The organism is Alteromonas macleodii, from assembly GCF_903772925.1.
Classification (GTDB): domain Bacteria; phylum Pseudomonadota; class Gammaproteobacteria; order Enterobacterales; family Alteromonadaceae; genus Alteromonas; species Alteromonas macleodii_A.
Map to the genome: position 1 here is coordinate 1810059 of NZ_LR812090.1, position 18504 is coordinate 1828562.

The window sequence follows — 18504 nt, forward strand, 5'->3', positions numbered from 1 at the left end:
ACATGTAAATAGAAGTAAAACAACCAAACAGTGCAGGAGCAGCGTAGCGTGAAAGTGTGGTTTTATTGGGTAATTATTTTATCGCTTTTTATACACTTAAGCGCTGGCGCTCAGTCGCAAGAAGACGAGCGCGATGCCGCTAGGCAGCTCGCAGATAGTGCAATTCAAAGCCCTCAGTCAAATAATCAAGATGTTGATACCTCGCCGCTTACTGAGTTAGGCGACAGCTATACAAACTCAATAAAGCTTTTACAAAACCGATTTCGAGTAGATTACAACGTCGAAGAAATCACTATGGTCTTTTTCAGAGAGTATGGCTCTGCACCGGTTGTACTTGTGAGACCTGATGGCTCTAAGCTGTTTCAGGGGCGAGTGGACGAAGACAAAGTAGAGTGGTTCGATGCCGATACCTTCGACATGATAACCATTAAAAATCCTGTTCCAGGGCCTTGGCAAGCAGTGGGCCAAGTACTGCCAGAAAGCCGTGTGATGGTTATATCAAATATAGAGTTACACGCCGACCCTTTACCTGACGTGCTATTTGCCGGTGAAATTCTAAAATCTACGGCCTACCTCACAAATAATGGCAAGCCAATTGACAACAAGCAGTTCAGGGATGTAGTCGAGCTTGATATTGAATTTAAGAGCACAAACAACCCTAACTTCGGAAACTTTGGTACAGGCGATCAGGACGTTGCTACGTTTCAAGACGACGGCCGGGGAATGGACGAGCGCCCTGGAGATGGTGTCTTTACCGGTCAATTTAATTTAAAGATAGCGGCGGGGGAGTGGAAGCCGGTTTTTCGCGTTATCACCCCTATGTATACTCGTGAGCAAGAAAGCCAACCTATTGTCTTACATAACAACCCTGTTTCTATTGACGTAGAAATGAACGGCGGCGGTGACGGCTACCATAAGATCATAATTGATGTTGATAGGGATCTAGTGGATATCGAATCCTTGCTTGTGGACGGAAAGGTAAAGTTCCCTAATGCAGACATGCAGAACTTTTCTTTGACCGAAGGGGGCAGTGAGCCTCGCGAGCATTTAATTGTAGCCTATGAAGAAGGCATCTTTAGAGTAAAGATTACGGCATATGGAACAACAATGAATGGCAGGGATTTTATTTTAGATGTGCCTGAATTTAGTTTCGTCGCTGAGGGGCCGCAAGAGCCTGAAGTTGAAGACCCATTAATAGATGGTAAAGACCCGATTGTCGATGGCAGTGCACCATTAGTTGAGTCACCTGAGCTAAATCCTGCCGCTATGACGCAAAATGAAGAATCTTCGCTAGATGGGCAAGAAGAAATGGATAATGGAACTTTGACCATTATCTTGATAGCAGTTAATGGGTCAATTGTACTTATCGGAGTTATTGCTGCGGCGGTTATCATTTTTATGCGTAAAAAGCGTACGTCTCCCAAACCGTCGTCTTCACCGGCAAAGCAGCCTACAGCTACGACTGATGCCGAACTTTCTATGGAAGAAAAGCCGAAAGGTTTGAAAAAGTTATTCGGGATGTTTAAAAAAGGAAGCAAACCGGAAAAATCCTAATGTTTGTTTTATCACAGCTGTGATTATGCGATGTTAAATTGTTCACTTTGAATTTTATTTCGACATAATGTCTATTTAACAGGCAAACAAACCGCAGATGACAATTTTATTAATAAAAAGCGTTGACTCCACATGGGGGAATACGTATTATCTGCGCCGCAGTCAGGGGACAGGGCAACAACAGCCAAGTCAACTCACTGATAACATTGAAGATGTGGAGCGGTAGTTCAGTTGGTTAGAATACCGGCCTGTCACGCCGGGGGTCGCGGGTTCGAGTCCCGTCCGCTCCGCCACTCTTTCAATGGTATAACTAAAAGGTTTTCGGAGCGGTAGTTCAGTTGGTTAGAATACCGGCCTGTCACGCCGGGGGTCGCGGGTTCGAGTCCCGTCCGCTCCGCCATTTAGTTATACAGCGCAATCTCGATTATGTGGAGCGGTAGTTCAGTTGGTTAGAATACCGGCCTGTCACGCCGGGGGTCGCGGGTTCGAGTCCCGTCCGCTCCGCCATTAATCGAACAATGCGCGCTTTTCATTATTGCGGAGCGGTAGTTCAGTTGGTTAGAATACCGGCCTGTCACGCCGGGGGTCGCGGGTTCGAGTCCCGTCCGCTCCGCCATTAATGATAAAGAGTCATATCAAGTTCTCATTTAAGTTAGTTTCTCTCTCCCCCAAAACAAAAAAACAAGGCTTTAGTTCTCATTAGCATCCTCTTTAGTCATTTTTACCCGCAAAAGCACTTTTCGCACCTCGCATAATAGCCGTTATTAAAACGCGCTAGACAAATTTCATATCTGTATTTACTTAGTTTTTAAACCTTTCATTTTTATTTTCAAGAGCCACACATTAAGCATTAAAACTATCTAACAAACAGTAACATGTGCCCTAAAGTCGTAGTGTGTTTTTTTGAATCTGTACTACAGTTAGGACGTTAGAGTTTTACAACAACGGAAATTATGAATAAAAGCGATCAAAAACGGTATTTTTTGGCTGATAATTTAAAAGCGATTGGCGTCTCTTTGTTAAGCGTGGCATTGGTTACATTTGTTCTTGCCATAATTATGTTTGTGTTTGTTAGAGAACAAGAAGAGAGCCGTGCTAAAGAGATTTTAGATAACGTCCGCATTGTCTTTAGAGATGCAGAAATTACCCTCGATTATCTCAACGCACTGCCTTATCAGTCTTGTGAACTCGAAAACTTGGCAGAAATGCGCAAAACTCTTTTTCGCTCCCGTTTTGTAAAAGAAATTGGTTTCTATGAAAACGGCGAATTGTTGTGTAGTACCTATCTGGGTATTCTTGAAGAGCCCATACAAGAAGCAACCCCAGATTTTTACACTCAGCTTGGTGATGCATTCTGGATAAACACACCCCTGCAGTTATTTGACAAACAGGCAACAGGCACCATTGTTAAACGTGGTCGCTATAATGCTGTGCTTGATATGGATAGCGTTATTGGCTACAGCTTTACCCAAGATTGGCAGCTTTTTTACAATGGCGATCATTTTTATCATATGGCGGGCAACCCAGGGCTTGTAGATACCACGCTTAGCCAAGATGATATGGAAGCACGTACAGGGTATTTCTCATTGCAATTCATTTTGTGCGATGAGCGCTACAATAACACTTGTTTAAAAGTTAAATCTGACCACGGAAGGGTATTAGATTTACACACGGGCAAGATTGTCTTGTTTGTTTTCGCTATGCTGTTGACGGCCGCGCTCACGCACATGCTGGTGTTTAATTATTTACGTCGTCGTCGTTCTCTCGAGTCCAGAGTTAGCAAAGGGTTAAAAGAGCATAAGTTTTATAGTCTTTATCAGCCATTTGTTGATTTGGAAACGGGCAAAGTCATCGGTTGTGAAGTGCTTAGTCGCTTTGAAGACGAGTTTGGGCCTATTTATCCTGATGAGTTTATTCCGCAAGTTAAAGAGCAAGAAATGACCTGGGAATTTACTATCGATATGATTACGACTGCGATGAAGGAGCTTAATGAAAACCCTGATATTCCAAATGGGTTTAAAGTATCCTTCAACTTATTTCCTTTCGACTTTACAAGAGAAGACTGTTTAGACTTAGATTTTGCTTTGGAAATGAATGTTAAAAACTTCAAGTTAGTACTGGAAATTACCGAAGACGAACAGATAGCAACTCATAGTGCGGTTAAGCATATTAAATCGTTAAAAAGTAAAGGGTTCTTATTTGCTATTGATGACTTCGGCGTGGGGTATTCTAACCTAAGCCAGCTAAAAACCTTGAACTGTGACTATCTCAAAATTGACCGAAGCTTTGTTATGGATATGGAAGACAACAGCATTCGTTCTTCGCTTATTCCACATATTGTTAGTATTGCCGAAGGGCTTAACGTCGACCTGATCGCAGAAGGCGTCGAAAATACCGAACAGTGTAATGAACTGAAGGGGTTAACTATCGGGTTTGGTCAAGGGTGGTTGTTTGGCAAGCCTCAGTCTGCCGATGCGCTAGCTAAAAGCGTCCAAGACACACAATAACGCGTTTTAGCACTGTTATTTTTCAGTTGGTGTTGGTAGTGTTTAGCGCTACCATTCACCGTCTGGAAACTATAGAAGAACAGTCGCATGCAGGACGTGCTAAATTGCAGCAATATAAATAAAACTTATCAAGATGGCATTAACGCCACCCCCGTATTACACGATGTTTCTCTTTCTATAAAAGCTGGTGAACACGTAGCCATTTTAGGCAGTTCTGGCTCGGGTAAAAGTACGCTTCTACATATACTCGGGGGATTAGATAAACCCTCCAGCGGCGACGTCGAATTTAATGGCAAATCTCTTGGCAAACTATCTGGTAATGCGCTAGCTAAACTTCGCAATGACGAAATGGGGTTTATTTACCAGTTTCATCACCTGCTTGGTGAGTTCACGGCCTTAGAGAACGTTGCGATGCCGCTTAGAATAAGAGGTCTATCCACAAAAGCGGCCCATGCTAAAGCCCAAGCTATGTTAGAAGAAGTAGGGCTCTCCCATCGATTAGATCATTTACCTTCAACTATGTCGGGAGGCGAGCGACAGCGTGTGGCAATAGCCCGTGCGTTGGTTACCGAACCTTCTGTGGTGCTAGCCGATGAACCTACAGGGAATTTGGATGATTCTACGGGACAACAAATCTATAAGCTTTTGAAAAGCTTAAGCGAGAAAAAGGGGACAGCCTTTGTCGTGGTTACCCACGACATTACTCTTGCTGCGAAAATGGATAGGGTACTCAAGATTAAAGACGGCCGGTTAGCTAGCGAAGCATTGCCTGCGGAGGGTCAAGATGCTCGCCCTTGAATTGGCCAAGAGATTTAGAAAAACACGTTCCGAACAGCGCTTTATTTCGTTTATATCAATGTCGTCGACTATTGGTATTGGGCTGGGGTGTTTTGTTCTTATCGTGCTTTTAAGTGTTATGAACGGTTTTGAAAGAGAGTTAACGAGTCGCATTTTAAGCGTGGTTCCACACGGTGAGCTATACACTAAAAGCGAAAGTGGAATAGAAAATTTAGATGCTCAGCTTTACCGTTTTTCACAAGACAGCCGTATTGCATCAGTAACCCCTTACACAGGGTTGACAGGAATGCTGCAGTCAAAAGGCGAGTTAAAGGCGATTAGCGTTACCGGTATCCCAGTAAATCAGGTTGGTGATAAATACGCTGAAAGAGTAGCTAGTCAAGATTGGCTAAACTTTTCTAAGCAATCTAATGGATTACTTGTTGGTAAAGGTATTATGTCTTCAATGGCGCTAAACGTAGGTGACACGGTTCAACTATTGATACCTCAAACCACCCATGATCTAACTTTTAAGGCGCCACGTTCTATTACGCTGACTATCGCAGGCGTGCTATCTGTTGGTGGAGAGTTAGACAATCAGCTTGGGTTAATGCATTTAGCAACTGCGTCGGAAGCTATTGGTATTACCTCTAAAGCCCAGGGTATTCAGTTTACCCTTAACGATCCTTTTTCAGCATACGATACCATGCGAGATATTGGCTATAGCTATCCTCAAGCTGTTTATATGTCTGACTGGACACGTACTCAAGGGCATTTATATAACGATATTCAGCTTGTAAGGTCCGTGGTTTATATTGCGCTTACGTTAGTGATTGCCGTAGCTTGCTTTAATATAGTGTCATCATTAGTTATGGCGGTAAGAGACAAACAGGCTGCTATTGCGATATTAAAAACAATGGGAGCTACTGACCGTCTAATCCGCAATACTTTCGTACTTCAGGGCGTTATTAACGGGTTTATCGGCATAACCGTTGGCGTTACACTTGCTTTACTAGTAGCACCAAATTTGTCAGATATTGTTCGCTTTATTGAAACATTGTTAGGTGTAGAAATTCTCTCTGGCGATATCTATTTTATTGATTTTCTACCTTCAAGCTTACATTGGGAGGATGTGGTAGTAACAATTGTTGTAGCCATGTTTTTAAGTGTCGGGGCTACGTTATATCCAGCGCAAAAAGCTGCGAAAGTGTCGCCATCTTCTGCGCTTCACTAGCTAATTACAAAATTAACTATTACGGGGCGATGATAGTTAATTTAAGCATCAGCGACCAGTAACCCTCGGCAACCTCGTTGTTTTAGCAACATAGGTGAAGCGTAAGAAAGGTACAAATGTTGGCCTGATATATCCTAGACTAATGTTCACAGGGCTAATAACGCGACTTTAACCAATAAAAAGGCCAGCAAATTATGCTGGCCTTGTTCGTATTTAACGGCTGTTCTTGTACGACACTTACATGATGTGCAAAGCGCACTCAGGAGATTTGAACACTATACTATTTGTTCTTTTCGAAGTGTTCGAAATCCACATCTTCTTGTTTCAAACCTGCTCTAGGGTCGTTGTAAACCCTCTCATCCAATGCGCCTTCGCTCTTAGCAACAACGCATGACACCATACAGTCACCAGTAATATTTACCGCAGTACGGGTCATATCGAGCAGTCTGTCTACGCCGATAATAAGTGCAATACCCTCAACGGGTAAGTTTACCTGCTGTAAAACCATCGCCAGCATAATAAGGCCAACGCCGGGTACACCCGCGGTTCCGATAGAAGCAAGCGTGGCGGTTAACACTACCATCATATAGTCGCCAAGGCTCAAGTCGACAGCGTAAACCTGTGCGATAAACACCGTCGCCACACCCTGCATGATGGCGGTACCGTCCATGTTAATTGTTGCGCCTAAAGGCAGGGTGAATGACGAAACTGAATTACCTACGCCAAGTTTGTTTTTTGCTGTTTCCATGGTAACCGGCAACGTTGCACTGCTACTTGACGTACTAAAAGCAAAAAGGGCTGCGTCACGCATTTTTTTCAACAGAATGACCGGGTTTAAGCCTGCCAAAACTTTAAGTAAAACAGAATAAGTAACTAGGCCGTGAAGGATCAGAACACCAAATACTAAAAAGAAGTACTTCGCCAAACTCAATATGGTTTCGCCGCCAATGGTTGAGAAGAGCTTCGCCATCAGTACGTAAACACCGTATGGCGCTAAGTTCATGATGATTGTCACTAAGCGCATGATTACTGTATTGATATCTTCAAAGATAGCGGTAAGACGTTTGCCCGCATCACCTGTCATCGCCATTGCTATACCGAACAGTACAGCAAAAACAATGATTTGAAGCATGTTGCCCTGTGCCATAGAGTTTATAGGGTTGCTAGGGAACATATTCACAATAACGTCTGACAGGCTAGGCGCTTCTTTTGCTTGGAACGAGGTTTCCGTGGTTAAATTAAGTCCGTCACCGGGAGAAACCACCAAAGCTATACTCATGGCTAGTGTTATGGCGATTGCGGTTGTGACAACATATAACCCTACCGATTTTGCACCCAGTCTTCCCAACTTGCTCGGGTCTGATAAGGTACTAGTTCCACAAATAAGAGAAACAAAAACAAGGGGAACCACCAGCATCTTTAAGCTAGCAATAAATATTTGGCCGAGAGTTGAAAATATACCTTCTACGAGAATGTTATACGTTGAGAGCTCAAAACCGAATACCGAAAAAGTAAAATCTCCGCTATCATCAAACAATAATTGGAGAAAGACACCAGTCAAGATACCGGCAGCCATGCCGATAAATATGCGGGCGGTTAAACTATACTTATGTGCAGATGAAGACATTAATGTTTCCTGTGCATTGTTATATTTTTAATCTTTCGTAGTGTGCCAGATTCAGTTGATTTTTAAACATAAAAAACGACGCAATTGTCAATAAAAGAGGTTCAGGAACGAATTATGTCGACATTAGCGAGAGCGCTAAGCCTAATTAGCGCAATATTTATGCTAACAGCATGTGGTGGAGGCGGTTCTGCAGTCTCTCGGGATAACACGGATAATGGAAGCGGAGACGACGGTACTACCACACCTACCTATTCGATAGCTTTAACATTAGAAAATGAAAGTGGGACAAGCGACAACAACTTATCAGAAAACAATAGCTTGTTTGCAGTAGCAACGGTGACAGATGACGAAGGAAACCCGTACTCAGATGCACTGTTAACTTTCACGTTGAGCAACGAGGAACTTGCAGAGTTTGGCAACGACACCGGTACTGCGCGTACCAATTCAAGCGGTGTTGCCAGAATCCGCTTGAACGCCAGTACGGCTTCGGGTGATGGTGAAATCACCGCGGCATTAAGCAGTGGCGAAACAGGGAGTACCACGTTCTCTGCCACAGCGGTAAGTGCCACAGAACCTACTACTATTAGTGTTGCACTATCGTTGCAAAATGAAAGTGGAGAGGCCGATAATAACCTTTCTTCTAGCAATGCTTTAACGGCAGTGGCAACAGTAACTAATTCATTGGGTGAGCCTCAGGCCGATCTACTGCTTACCTTTTCATTAAGTAATGATGAGCTTGCTACCTTCTCAAACGATACGGCGACGGCATTAACAAATGCCGAAGGTGTTGCGACAATAGCCATGTCGGTTGGAAGCGCCTCTGGCGACGGCGAAGTAACGGCGACTCTACCTACTGGTGAGACAGACTCTACGACCTTTAGCTCTGAAGGTAGTACCACGGTAAGTGAAGAGCCTGCGTCGTTGGAGCTATTTGCCAGTAGCATTCAGTTGGCATCAAGTGGCAATGATGAAATTGAATTGATTGCCTTAGTTAAAAATGAACAAAGTGTGTTGATGGAAGGGGTTGACGTAAGCTTCTTTGCACCAGCATCGGAAGGTGTTGAAATTAATTTGACACAACCTGTAACGCAGGCCGATGGTACCGCAAGAGCAATTGTTTCATCTCAAAATAATGCTGAAAATCGTGTTATAAAAGTGATGGCTCAAGTAGGCTCTTTACCAAACGAAGAAGTTGAAATCGAAGTAAAAGGGACAGAAGTTACTGCTAACGGTCCCAGCTCTGTGATACTTAATAAAACAGCGATCTATGTATTAAGAGTGGTAGATTCAGATGGAAATACTATTCCAAACGAAGAGATAATAATAACACCAAACACAGAAGGCACGTTCGAGCAAACTGAATTGACTACAGATGCTAATGGTCAAGTTGAAGTTGTGTACAACGCAATTGCTTCCGGCCAGGATCAATTTGAAATTGAAGCACTTGGCGCTTCTGATATAATTTCTATTATCGTGCAGGAAGATAATTTTGATTTTACTGAAACACCAGAAAGTGAAATATCTTTAAACACAGTGACTACTCTTACAGGGCGTTGGTTGAAAGATAATAGCCCTGTTGCAAATAGGAGGGTACTTGTTACTGCCTCCAGAGGACAGGTAGATTACACCAATTCAGAAGACCAGACATTTGAGACCGATGCTAATGGTGTATTCACTTTCAGCTTGAGCTCTAACAATGCTGGTTTTTCGAGCGTTACGGCGTCTGGCTTAGACCCCTCGGGGGAGAGCGTAGAGGTTGTATCGACGGTAGACATAGAATTCATCGCAGATGAGCCGTTTTACATTAATGCTGATGCAACACCTGACATTGTAGGTCCAGATGGTCAAAGTAGTCGAATTACGGCAATAGTACGTGACGAAAACGATAATTTGGTTAAAAATCAAGTTGTATCATTTAACGTTGATGATCCCTCAACAGGTACCATTTCACCTTCACAAGCGGTAACCGACAGTAACGGTGTTGCGAGTACCGTGTTTACGTCAGGCGCAGTGTCTAGTAATGAATCTGTAGTTGTGACTGCTCAAGTGGTTGGTACACCTGAAGTGCAAGACCAAGCAATTTTAACGGTAGCTAATCGATCGTTTGATATTTCCCTTGGTACCGGCAATCAGATTGAAGAAGCCGACACTAGCTCATACCGTAAAGAATTTGCAGTATTTGTTTCTGATAGTGCTGGACAACCTGTTAGTGATGTTAATTTAACTGCTTCTATTGCACCAATGAGATTCCCCGATTTGCCTGGTTACATTAAAGGTTTCAGGGTATGGAATGGCACGGTGTGGACAAGCGATCCTTCTCAAGGCGGTAGACGGTTCTTTTGCGTGAACGAAGATGTAAACAATAACGGTATTCTTGATGTAACTAGTACAACAACTGAAGACCGCAATGGTGATAATCTACTTACACCGGGAATCGTTGGAGCTATTTCATTTGTAGGTGAATCTGTGTCTGATGAAAATGGACAAGCGACTTTGGTGCTCAGATACCCACAAAATTATGGTGGTTGGCTACAAGTTATTATCACTGTAAATGGTCAATCTACCGGCAGTGAAGCACAGGCGAGTATGGAGTTTCTATTAGAGACCTCCGCTGATGATTTGAGTGACGAAGCTGTGCCACCTCCGCCAAATCCATTTGGAGTTCTGGAAGACTGTACCTCACCTGATTGAACACAAATCATGAAGTAAAAAATCGAGTATTATGTCGTTGGATGAATCCAGCATAGATATTTAAAAATCTGAGAAGTAAAAAAACCGCCGAATTTATTCAGGCGGTTTTTTCGTTTTATCGCTTGCTAATTTTGGAACGGATAAACCGAACCAATCTTCAGAATCTGCGTAAGCTCATCTAGAGCAGTGCGCGACTCAATTAGTAGCTGAGGATCGCGCAAGTCATCTTCGCTTAGTTCATCGCGATAGTGCTTATCGACCCACGCGTTTAAGCGCGTAAACTGTGTATCGTTGATTAAGGTGTTTTGATTTACTGCTTCAAGCTCTTGGTCGTTCATTGCAACACGCAGGCGTAAGCAAGCAGGGCCGCCGCCATTGCGCATACTTTGTTTAACATCGAAATAGTTAACCGACTTAATTGGCGTACCTAGTGTAACTAGCTTGTCTAAATAACGTTTAACCGCTTCGTTTTCCTGACATTCAGTTGGCGCGATAATGGTCATATCACCACTAGGAAGCGTTATAATTTGCGTGTTAAACAAGTAGGTTCTAACCGCGTCCTGAACAGACACTTCAGAGGTTGGAACTTCAATAAAGTGAAGTGGCTCGCTGCCAAATTTCGCTTGCAGCTCTTTAAAGCCCGCTTCTTTTTTATAAAACGCTTGCTCGTGGAAAAACAACACGTTTTGGTTACCTACGGCAATCACGTCGTTGTGAAATACACCTTGGTCGATAACATCAGGGTTTTGTTGCATGTAAACCACACCATCGTCGTCTAAGCCATGCAAACGCGCTACGGCTTGGCACGCTTCCAGTGTTTGGCGAGCCGGGTATTTGGTTGGCGCAGGTTTGCTGGTATCAAATGCATGGCGACCATAAACAAACAGCTCCACACCAGCCTGCCCGTAATTGCTGCAAAGCCGCGTATGGTTTGCTGCACCTTCGTCACCAAAATGCTCGTTATCTGGCAGGTGTTGGTGATGGGCGAAGTGTTTTTCATTGGCAAATGTGCCGCGCAAAATATTGCCTGTTACCTGAGGCTCTAATGAGCGATGAAACTTGTTTGTTAGGTTTGCAGGGGTAAAGTGCACGCGACCGTCGGCAGTATCGGCGCTAGGAGACACAGTGGCGGCATTTGCGGTCCACATGCTACTAGCAGAGCAACACGCTAGGAAAATCTCGCGAGACTGCTTTGCAGCGCTTTCTAGCACACGAGCATCAGAGCCGGTAAAACCTAACCGACGGAGTGCAGCGATATCAGGGCGTTCTTGCGGCGCTAACACACCTTGAACCATTCCCATATCGGCCAACGCTTTTGCTTTTGCAAGACCCTGCTTTGCAGCCTGCTTAGGGCTGCTTTTTGCATTCGCATTGTTCAGGGAAGCGACATTGCCAAACGATAAGCCGGCATAGTTATGTGTAGGTCCAACAAGACCATCAAAGTTAACTTCAAACTGCTTCATACTTTCCCTCATTCTTGTAGTTTTTGCTGTTGACCCCATATGCTACATTCTTACAGGCACTGCCATTAAATTGATTGCAGTTGTAGCGCTTTCGCTTTGTACAGGGGCAAACGCAGCACTTCTTTAAACCTGAGCGCGTCGTTAGGTCAGGTTGGAATGGCTGGCATTATACGGCTTTTAAGACCGATGCCAATCACGCTGCTTATTTAATGTACAGTTTTTGTGCGCGTTTAGAGCGGTGGGAAGAATAAGTATGAAGAAGATCTTGTTTTCCATTCACTTTGTAGATATATGTTAAAAAAGAGCGAGTACCCTATATATAGTGTCGGGCTGCTCCAATTTTCAGAATTTGACGTAAATAGTCATTAAAAATCAATAGGTTTAGTTCAATTATATGGCAAAATCACTGGTCATAGTCGAGTCACCAGCCAAAGCAAAAACGATAAATAAATATCTTGGCAAAGATTTTATCGTAAAAAGTTCGGTTGGCCATGTGCGAGATCTTCCAACGAAGGCGTTAGGCAAAGTAGAGCCTAAAAAACCGGCTAAAGAACTCAAAACTTTAGGCGAAGAAGAGCGTCAAGAATATCTTCGTCGTCACGAATACTTGAAACTTGTAGACAGAATGGGCGTTGATCCAGAAAAAGACTGGAAGGCTCACTATCAGGTGCTGCAGGGCAAAGAAAAGGTAGTCAACGAACTTAAAAAGCTCGCAAAAGACGCCGACACTATCTATCTCGCAACGGATTTGGACCGCGAGGGAGAGGCGATTGCGTGGCACTTACAAGAACTGTTAGGCAAAAAAGATAAGACGTATCAGCGCGTAGTCTTCAACGAAATTACTAAAAATGCGATTCAAGACGCGTTTTCAGCCCCGGGTGAGCTAAATATTTCTCGTGTTAATGCACAGCAAGCACGCCGTTTCCTAGACCGAGTTGTAGGCTTTATGGTGTCGCCTCTGCTATGGAAAAAGATTGCGCGCGGACTTTCAGCAGGGCGTGTTCAATCGGTAGCGGTTAGGCTTGTTGTCGAGCGAGAGCGCGAAATTAAAGCCTTCGTACCAGAAGAGTTCTGGGACGTTCACGCAGATTTGACCAGCCAGCAAAAAGCGGCGCTTCGCATGTTGGTTGCCAAGCATCAGGGCAGTGCGTTTAAGCCGAAAAACAAAGCGGAAACAGATAAAGCACTCGCTGACCTTGAAGGTGCGAACTATACGGTGGAAAGCCGTGAGTCGAAGCCAACGCAAAGTCGTCCTTCTGCGCCATTTATTACCTCTACGCTGCAACAAGCAGCGAGTACGCGTTTGGGCTTCGGTGTTAAGAAAACCATGATGATGGCCCAGCGTCTTTATGAAGCGGGTTACATCACCTATATGCGTACTGACTCGACCAATTTGAGTCAAGAAGCAGTAGAAAGTGCGCGCGCATATATCTCAGACAATTTTGGTGGCAAATACCTACCAGATTCGCCAAATCGCTATGGAAGCAAAGAAGGTGCGCAAGAAGCGCACGAAGCGATACGACCTTCAAATGTGAATATTAGTGCGGCGAGCTTAGGTGATATGGAGCGCGATGCACAGCGCCTTTATGAGCTTATTTGGCGCCAGTTTTTAGCGTGTCAAATGACACCGGCTAAGTACGATGCAACTACGATTAAAGTGGCAGCAGGGGACTACGAGCTCACAGCAAAAGGCCGTGTACTTAAGTTTGACGGTTGGACGCGTGTGCAGCCACAACTTCGCAAAAAAGGCGATGAAGAGCTTATGCTGCCTGATGTGCAAAAAGGCGATGTGCTTGACTTAAAAGCCCTTGATCCTAAGCAGCACTTCACTAAGCCTGTGGCGCGATTTAATGAAGCGTCTCTGGTAAAAGAGCTTGAAAAACGCGGCATTGGTCGTCCTTCAACCTATGCTAGCATCATTTCAACCATACAAGACCGCGGCTATGTGCGTTTAGAAAATAAACGTTTTTACGCCGAGAAAATGGGTGAAATAGTAAACGATCGCCTGATGGAAAACTTCGACGATCTAATGAGCTATGACTTCACGGCTAACATGGAGCAACATCTAGATGATATTGCTGAAGGCAATAAAGATTGGAAAGATGTTCTTAATGAGTTCTACAGTGGCTTCTATGGAAAACTGCTAAACGCCGAAAAAGACCCTGAAGAAGGCGGTATGCGCTTAAATCAGGCAATACCTGCGGGTATTGAATGCGACAAATGCGGCCGCGAAATGAATGTAAGAACCGCTTCAACCGGTGTATTCTTGGGCTGTTCAGGTTATAACTTACCGCCTAAAGAGCGCTGCACCAACACCATGAACCTAACGCCTGGTGACGAAGTGGTGAAGGTGGATGACGAAGAAGAGCTTGAAACAGAAGCGCTTCGCTCTAAAAAGCGTTGTCCTAAGTGCGGCACTGCCATGGACAGCTACTTGGTAGACGAGACCCGTAAGCTTCACGTCTGTGGTAATACACCTACCTGTGATGGCACCTTGGTTGAGACGGGCACATTTAAAATTAAAGGCTACGACGGTCCTATTATCGAATGCGATAAATGTGGCAGCGATATGGAGCTTAAGAACGGTCGTTTTGGTAAATACTTCGGCTGTACTAATGAAGAATGTAAAAATACCCGTAAGCTGCTAAGAAACGGGGAAGCCGCACCACCGAAAGAAGACCCGGTCGATCTGCCGGAACTTCCATGTGAAAAGTCAGACGCGCACTTCATGCTACGCGATGGGGCGTCGGGCATCTTCTTGGCAGCGCATAACTTCCCTAAATCTCGTGAGACTCGTGCGCCGAAAGTGGAAGAACTTGCCCGCTTTAGAGACAGAATTTCGCCGAAATTCTATTATCTTGCTGATGCGCCAAAAACAGACCCTGATGGTAATTCTGCGATAGTTCGCTACAGCAGAAAGACCAAACAGCAGTATGTGATGTCCGAAAATGAAAACGGAAAAGCGACGGGTTGGTCGGCATGGTACGACAACGGTAAATGGCAGGAGCAAGCAGCGAAAAAGCCTGCGGCCAAGTCAAAAGCCAAGAAAAAGTAATTCAAAGCTAATATAATACTTTGAAGCCTAAACAATAAGCCCGATTTTATTCGGGCTTATTACGTTTTAAGAAACCCAATGAAGACTTGCAACACGCTTCATGCAAGGTTTATTACTATATTAATAGAGAGTGAGTTATGGCCTCTTTACAGGATCAACTTTTAAAAGCCGGACTGGCTGACAAAGCAACTGCAAAACAAGCGCGCGCTGACAAACGTAAAAAGCAGAAACAGAAAAATAAGCAAAAACAGCCAGTGGTAGATGAGGCTACGTTAGCGGCTCAAAAAGCGGCGGAAGAGAAAAAAGCTCGCTCTCGTGAGCTAAACCAACTGCAGCAGGAAGAACGAGAAAAACGTTCAATTGCGGCGCAAGTAAGGCAACTTATTAACGTTAATAAACAGCCTCGTAAGGGTGAAACGTTACTTAATTTTACTCACGATAACGTGGTAAAACGCATGTATGTGAGTGAAGAAATGCACAAGCAAGTGACAAAAGGTCGTTTGACTGTGGTATTGCTTGACGACGCTTACGAACTGGTTCCAACGCCTGTGGCTGACAAGATTGCTCAGCGTGATGAATCTTCAATTATATATCGCGCCGATCTAGATAAAAGTGGCAGCGACGGAAAAGACGAGGATGAAGACGACTGGTATGCCGACTACGAAATTCCAGACGATTTAACCTGGTAAACTTTTCAAACTCACCACCTTGAGGTTTTAAAAAAAGCTCGGTGGTGAGTAAATGCTTTCAACCATAGCTGTATTTACTCTCGTTTTATCAACCTTCTCCTAATACCCGTACTCTATTTGCATGTTCTGATTGCAATTGAACTTCAAAGTCCCTTCATAACTATCGCTTGTGCTACCCTAAAGCACTGTATTTATTACGACTTTTTAGAATTTGTTCTCTTTAGAAAATCTTATCTCGGCCGTTAAGAACAAAATAGTTAAGGAGAGGTGTTACCTCTGCTTTCTAGTCTATAGTTATTAAAGCGCATAAGTATCGTTACCCATAATTATTTGCGTTAGATGTTGTTTCTTAATGTAGGAGGGAAGCCATGAACGGTTTACCGAAGCTGGTTCTAGGTGTCGTAATATCATTGTGCATGTCACTACCTGTAAATGCTGGGCTATTCAACATCTCTATCAATAATCTTGGAGGATTAACACCCACACAATCTAGCGCATTTGACGATGCAATTGCGTATTGGGAATCATATTTAATAGGTGTTCAAAGCTCTTTTGACCATAGTATTGTTATAGAGGCGAGTGGAGCGCCAATTGATGGTACAGGCGGGGTGCTGGGTAGTGCCGGGCCTTCTAGTATTACTCAGCTTTCCGACAGTACTTATGTTTATGCGAATAAAGGTCGCATGCGCTTTGATACGGCAGATCTAAATAATATGGAAACTAACGGTACACTTTTCGATGTTATCGTGCACGAAATGGCTCATGTTATCGGGTTTGGCACTTTGTGGACGACTGATTTTTTTATCGCAGGGAGCCAGTCTAATTACGTCAATGGCACAGGGCGCTACACCGGAGAATACGCTTTGGAAATCTACCGCCGTGAGTTTGTCGAAGACGCCACCTTTATTCCTGTTGAACTTGGCGGAGGCGCAGGTACTGCCAATAGTCATTGGGACGAGCCTTGGCCTGGTGGTTCATCTGACTTAATGACCGGCTATTTAGGGCCCTATCCAATTACGTTAAGCGATACCACTGTCGCATCGTTTGCTGATATTGGTTATTTGACAACTGTAACTCATGCGGTGAGTGAAGCATCGACGTTATATCTTTTTATTCTGATGTTATGGTATTTAAGCCACCAACGTCGCGCTTAAAATATTAGAGCAATAATGCATTAGAAGTATAGGATTGGCTTCTATTAATCGTTGGTAAAAACTTTTGAACTAATTGTTCATCGGTTAAAGCCTCTAATGCGAAAGCTTTATCAAGTAGTTTTTCAGTCAATAAAGCAAGTGGATAAGTCACACTAGTAATATAAGCGTTAAATGGAGAAGGTGAACAGTAGTTTCCGAATGTAATTATATTTATATGACGCTTACTGTTACTAAAATGGTCATAAAATACACTGGCTAGACCCATTGCCGTGCTTGGTAGATCTGTAATAATTGTATTTGGCATGTCATTAGAGGAAATAAGGTCTCGCATCAGGTTTTCCCCATTATTGAAGCTGTCTGTTGTCCTATGCTCTAAAAAGGGAACTTCTAACTGCTCTCTAATTATTGTTTCCCTGTAGTGGGCATTGAAGGCAGGCTTAATGTCATTGATACAAAGACAGTTGCTATCTTTTTGGACAAAGTCAATGATCATTTCAGCCGCTTTTTGATGGTCGAAGGTTACGCATCGCTCAGGAAACGGCTTTACAAAACGGTCTATTATGTACAAATTTGGGTAATATACCATCAGGTTTCTTAACGTTGTATCATCAATATATTGCGCCTGTGCAACGACAGGTGAGCATCCATAAGAGAGCAAACTGGTTATGGCATCTAATTCACTATTTGCGTCAGGTTCCGCGCTTTTTACTTGAATAGGAATGTTTTTTTTACTCGTATACGCTTCGGCTTTTTGAAGCACTTTGTAACCAGTATTTAAGTATTTAGAATATGCGATGCCAATTGCGTAAATGTTTTTTTTTCCTAGCATCACTGCATTCGGGTTTGGCTTATAGTTTAGCTCTTTAATTATTTGCTCTATGTGTCTTCTTGTTTCCTGCTTTACCGTTTTGGTGTTGTTTATAACCCTCGAAACTGTTGCCTGTGATACACCTGCTTTTTTTGCAATATCCTTAATTGTAAGCATTACTTTTCTCTCTTAACAGTGATGAGCTTTTGTTGGGGAAATGCGACGAGAAAAGATATCAAAGAGCTCTTTTAGGGAATGCAAACTGGCCTGGATGTAAACGGCTGCTTGATAATAGCCTTTGCGTAAAGCAAGCTCTTGTAAAGAGGGAGACAGAGTAAGGAAATCTGCAGGTATTACTGTGAGAAGATGGTTTCTTCTATGACTGATACCCTGATGATCTGTAAAGTCGATCGAGACTGCCTTTAAGAGTCTATTTTCCTGAATAAAATGAAGAAAGCCCTCAGTATAGCGCTGCTGGGAACTTATTTGTTCTATAGACTTTTTCATTGCTTGGGCAAAGGGACTTAGTAAACCATCCTTTGCAAAAAGTGGTTCGCTACCGTTTTTGAAAGCTGTGTGCTGCTCATCAATCAATAGGCATGTGCGTTTACTTTCATCAAGCTCTATTGAAAAAGGATGGCACTTCACAAACAAAGGGATGTATTGAGCATTCCAACTTCCCTCAATAATGAATTCATTTACTCCTTCGTCAAATGCCGTCAAAGCGTGGATACTCAATGCGCCATCATCGATAGATTTGAATATGGCGATGGGATACTCTCTCTGAATTTGCTCAAACTCATCGAACAGAATAGGAAAAGTACTTTCATTAAAAACACAAGATCCAGCGTAGTTTTTTTTAATTTTTATATTCGGGTGTGTATCGAATGATAGTGGAATATATTTCTTCATCATTAATCTCTTAGGGCTGTTCGTCTATTATCA

At 43.5% G+C, this 18504-nt stretch carries 12 protein-coding genes and 4 tRNA genes; 12 read left to right on the forward strand and 4 right to left on the reverse strand.

Features of this window, described 5'->3' with window-relative positions:
* Window positions 1–48: 48 nt before the first annotated feature.
* The 8 genes from PCAR9_RS07875 to PCAR9_RS07910 all read left to right on the forward strand — a co-directional run bounded on the left by PCAR9_RS07875 (window position 49) and on the right by PCAR9_RS07910 (window position 6072).
* Window positions 49–1554, forward strand: a complete 1506-nt coding sequence (locus PCAR9_RS07875; RefSeq protein WP_179983122.1) for a TIGR03503 family protein — start codon at window positions 49–51, stop codon at window positions 1552–1554.
* Between the two features lie 216 nt (window positions 1555–1770).
* A tRNA-Asp gene (locus PCAR9_RS07880) sits at window positions 1771–1847 on the forward strand.
* Between the two features lie 30 nt (window positions 1848–1877).
* Window positions 1878–1954: transfer RNA gene (locus tag PCAR9_RS07885), tRNA-Asp, on the forward strand.
* Between the two features lie 30 nt (window positions 1955–1984).
* A tRNA-Asp gene (locus PCAR9_RS07890) sits at window positions 1985–2061 on the forward strand.
* Between the two features lie 32 nt (window positions 2062–2093).
* Window positions 2094–2170 (forward strand) — tRNA-Asp (locus PCAR9_RS07895).
* A gap of 337 nt (window positions 2171–2507) precedes the next feature.
* Window positions 2508–4061, forward strand: a complete 1554-nt coding sequence (locus PCAR9_RS07900; protein ID WP_179983123.1) for an EAL domain-containing protein — start codon at window positions 2508–2510, stop codon at window positions 4059–4061.
* Between the two features lie 87 nt (window positions 4062–4148).
* Complete coding sequence (gene lolD / locus PCAR9_RS07905; protein ID WP_179983124.1) at window positions 4149–4859, forward strand: lipoprotein-releasing ABC transporter ATP-binding protein LolD; 711 nt, start codon at window positions 4149–4151, stop codon at window positions 4857–4859.
* Window positions 4846–6072, forward strand: a complete 1227-nt coding sequence (locus tag PCAR9_RS07910; protein WP_179983125.1) for a lipoprotein-releasing ABC transporter permease subunit — start codon at window positions 4846–4848, stop codon at window positions 6070–6072. Before lolD ends, PCAR9_RS07910 begins: the two co-directional genes overlap by 14 nt.
* Before the next feature lie 280 nt (window positions 6073–6352).
* On the opposite strand, the gene PCAR9_RS07915 is transcribed toward PCAR9_RS07910, so the two are convergent.
* Window positions 6353–7699 carry a dicarboxylate/amino acid:cation symporter gene (locus PCAR9_RS07915; protein WP_179983126.1) on the reverse strand — a complete coding sequence of 449 codons (1347 nt, stop codon included), beginning with the start codon at window positions 7697–7699 and terminating at the stop codon, window positions 6353–6355.
* 114 nt (window positions 7700–7813) lie between these two features.
* Here PCAR9_RS07915 and PCAR9_RS07920 point away from each other — a divergent pair, with 114 nt between their 5' ends.
* Entirely contained in the window at window positions 7814–10390 is a 2577-nt protein-coding gene (locus PCAR9_RS07920) for an Ig-like domain-containing protein (protein WP_179983127.1), read from the forward strand.
* Between the two features lie 125 nt (window positions 10391–10515).
* Here PCAR9_RS07920 and astB read toward each other — a convergent pair whose 3' ends face one another.
* Window positions 10516–11853: an N-succinylarginine dihydrolase gene (astB, locus tag PCAR9_RS07925; protein WP_179983128.1), complete on the reverse strand. Its 1338-nt coding sequence runs from the start codon at window positions 11851–11853 to the stop codon at window positions 10516–10518.
* Window positions 11854–12247: 394 nt separating this feature from the next.
* Here astB and topA point away from each other — a divergent pair, with 394 nt between their 5' ends.
* The 3 genes from topA (at window position 12248) to PCAR9_RS07940 (ending at window position 16751) form a co-directional block, all read left to right on the forward strand.
* Window positions 12248–14908, forward strand: coding sequence for a type I DNA topoisomerase (gene topA / locus PCAR9_RS07930; RefSeq protein WP_179983129.1), 2661 nt, complete (start codon window positions 12248–12250; stop codon window positions 14906–14908).
* A 137-nt stretch (window positions 14909–15045) separates the two neighbouring features.
* Window positions 15046–15597: a DUF2058 domain-containing protein gene (locus tag PCAR9_RS07935; protein ID WP_179983130.1), complete on the forward strand. Its 552-nt coding sequence runs from the start codon at window positions 15046–15048 to the stop codon at window positions 15595–15597.
* A 368-nt stretch (window positions 15598–15965) separates the two neighbouring features.
* Window positions 15966–16751: a leishmanolysin-related zinc metalloendopeptidase gene (locus PCAR9_RS07940; protein ID WP_179983131.1), complete on the forward strand. Its 786-nt coding sequence runs from the start codon at window positions 15966–15968 to the stop codon at window positions 16749–16751.
* A 4-nt stretch (window positions 16752–16755) separates the two neighbouring features.
* Here the strand turns inward: PCAR9_RS07940 and PCAR9_RS07945 are convergent, their stop codons facing one another.
* Window positions 16756–17736 (reverse strand): LacI family DNA-binding transcriptional regulator, encoded by a 981-nt coding sequence (locus PCAR9_RS07945; protein ID WP_179983132.1) that lies wholly within the window; start codon window positions 17734–17736, stop codon window positions 16756–16758.
* A gap of 12 nt (window positions 17737–17748) precedes the next feature.
* Complete coding sequence (locus PCAR9_RS07950) at window positions 17749–18474, reverse strand: SapC family protein (protein WP_179983133.1); 726 nt, start codon at window positions 18472–18474, stop codon at window positions 17749–17751.
* Window positions 18475–18504 lie beyond the last annotated feature (30 nt).

Bases quoted from the DNA above. Each gene is read 5' to 3' on its own strand.
- PCAR9_RS07900 (WP_179983123.1), top strand. From the start codon at position 2,508: ATGAATAAAAGCGATCAAAAACGGTATTTTTTGGCTGATAATTTAAAA.
- lolD (WP_179983124.1), top strand. From the start codon at position 4,149: ATGCAGGACGTGCTAAATTGCAGCAATATAAATAAAACTTATCAAGAT.
- PCAR9_RS07910 (WP_179983125.1), top strand. From the start codon at position 4,846: ATGCTCGCCCTTGAATTGGCCAAGAGATTTAGAAAAACACGTTCCGAA.
- PCAR9_RS07915 (WP_179983126.1), bottom strand. From the start codon at position 7,699: ATGTCTTCATCTGCACATAAGTATAGTTTAACCGCCCGCATATTTATC.
- PCAR9_RS07920 (WP_179983127.1), top strand. From the start codon at position 7,814: ATGTCGACATTAGCGAGAGCGCTAAGCCTAATTAGCGCAATATTTATG.
- astB (WP_179983128.1), bottom strand. From the start codon at position 11,853: ATGAAGCAGTTTGAAGTTAACTTTGATGGTCTTGTTGGACCTACACAT.
- topA (WP_179983129.1), top strand. From the start codon at position 12,248: ATGGCAAAATCACTGGTCATAGTCGAGTCACCAGCCAAAGCAAAAACG.
- PCAR9_RS07935 (WP_179983130.1), top strand. From the start codon at position 15,046: ATGGCCTCTTTACAGGATCAACTTTTAAAAGCCGGACTGGCTGACAAA.
- PCAR9_RS07940 (WP_179983131.1), top strand. From the start codon at position 15,966: ATGAACGGTTTACCGAAGCTGGTTCTAGGTGTCGTAATATCATTGTGC.
- PCAR9_RS07945 (WP_179983132.1), bottom strand. From the start codon at position 17,736: ATGCTTACAATTAAGGATATTGCAAAAAAAGCAGGTGTATCACAGGCA.
- PCAR9_RS07950 (WP_179983133.1), bottom strand. From the start codon at position 18,474: ATGATGAAGAAATATATTCCACTATCATTCGATACACACCCGAATATA.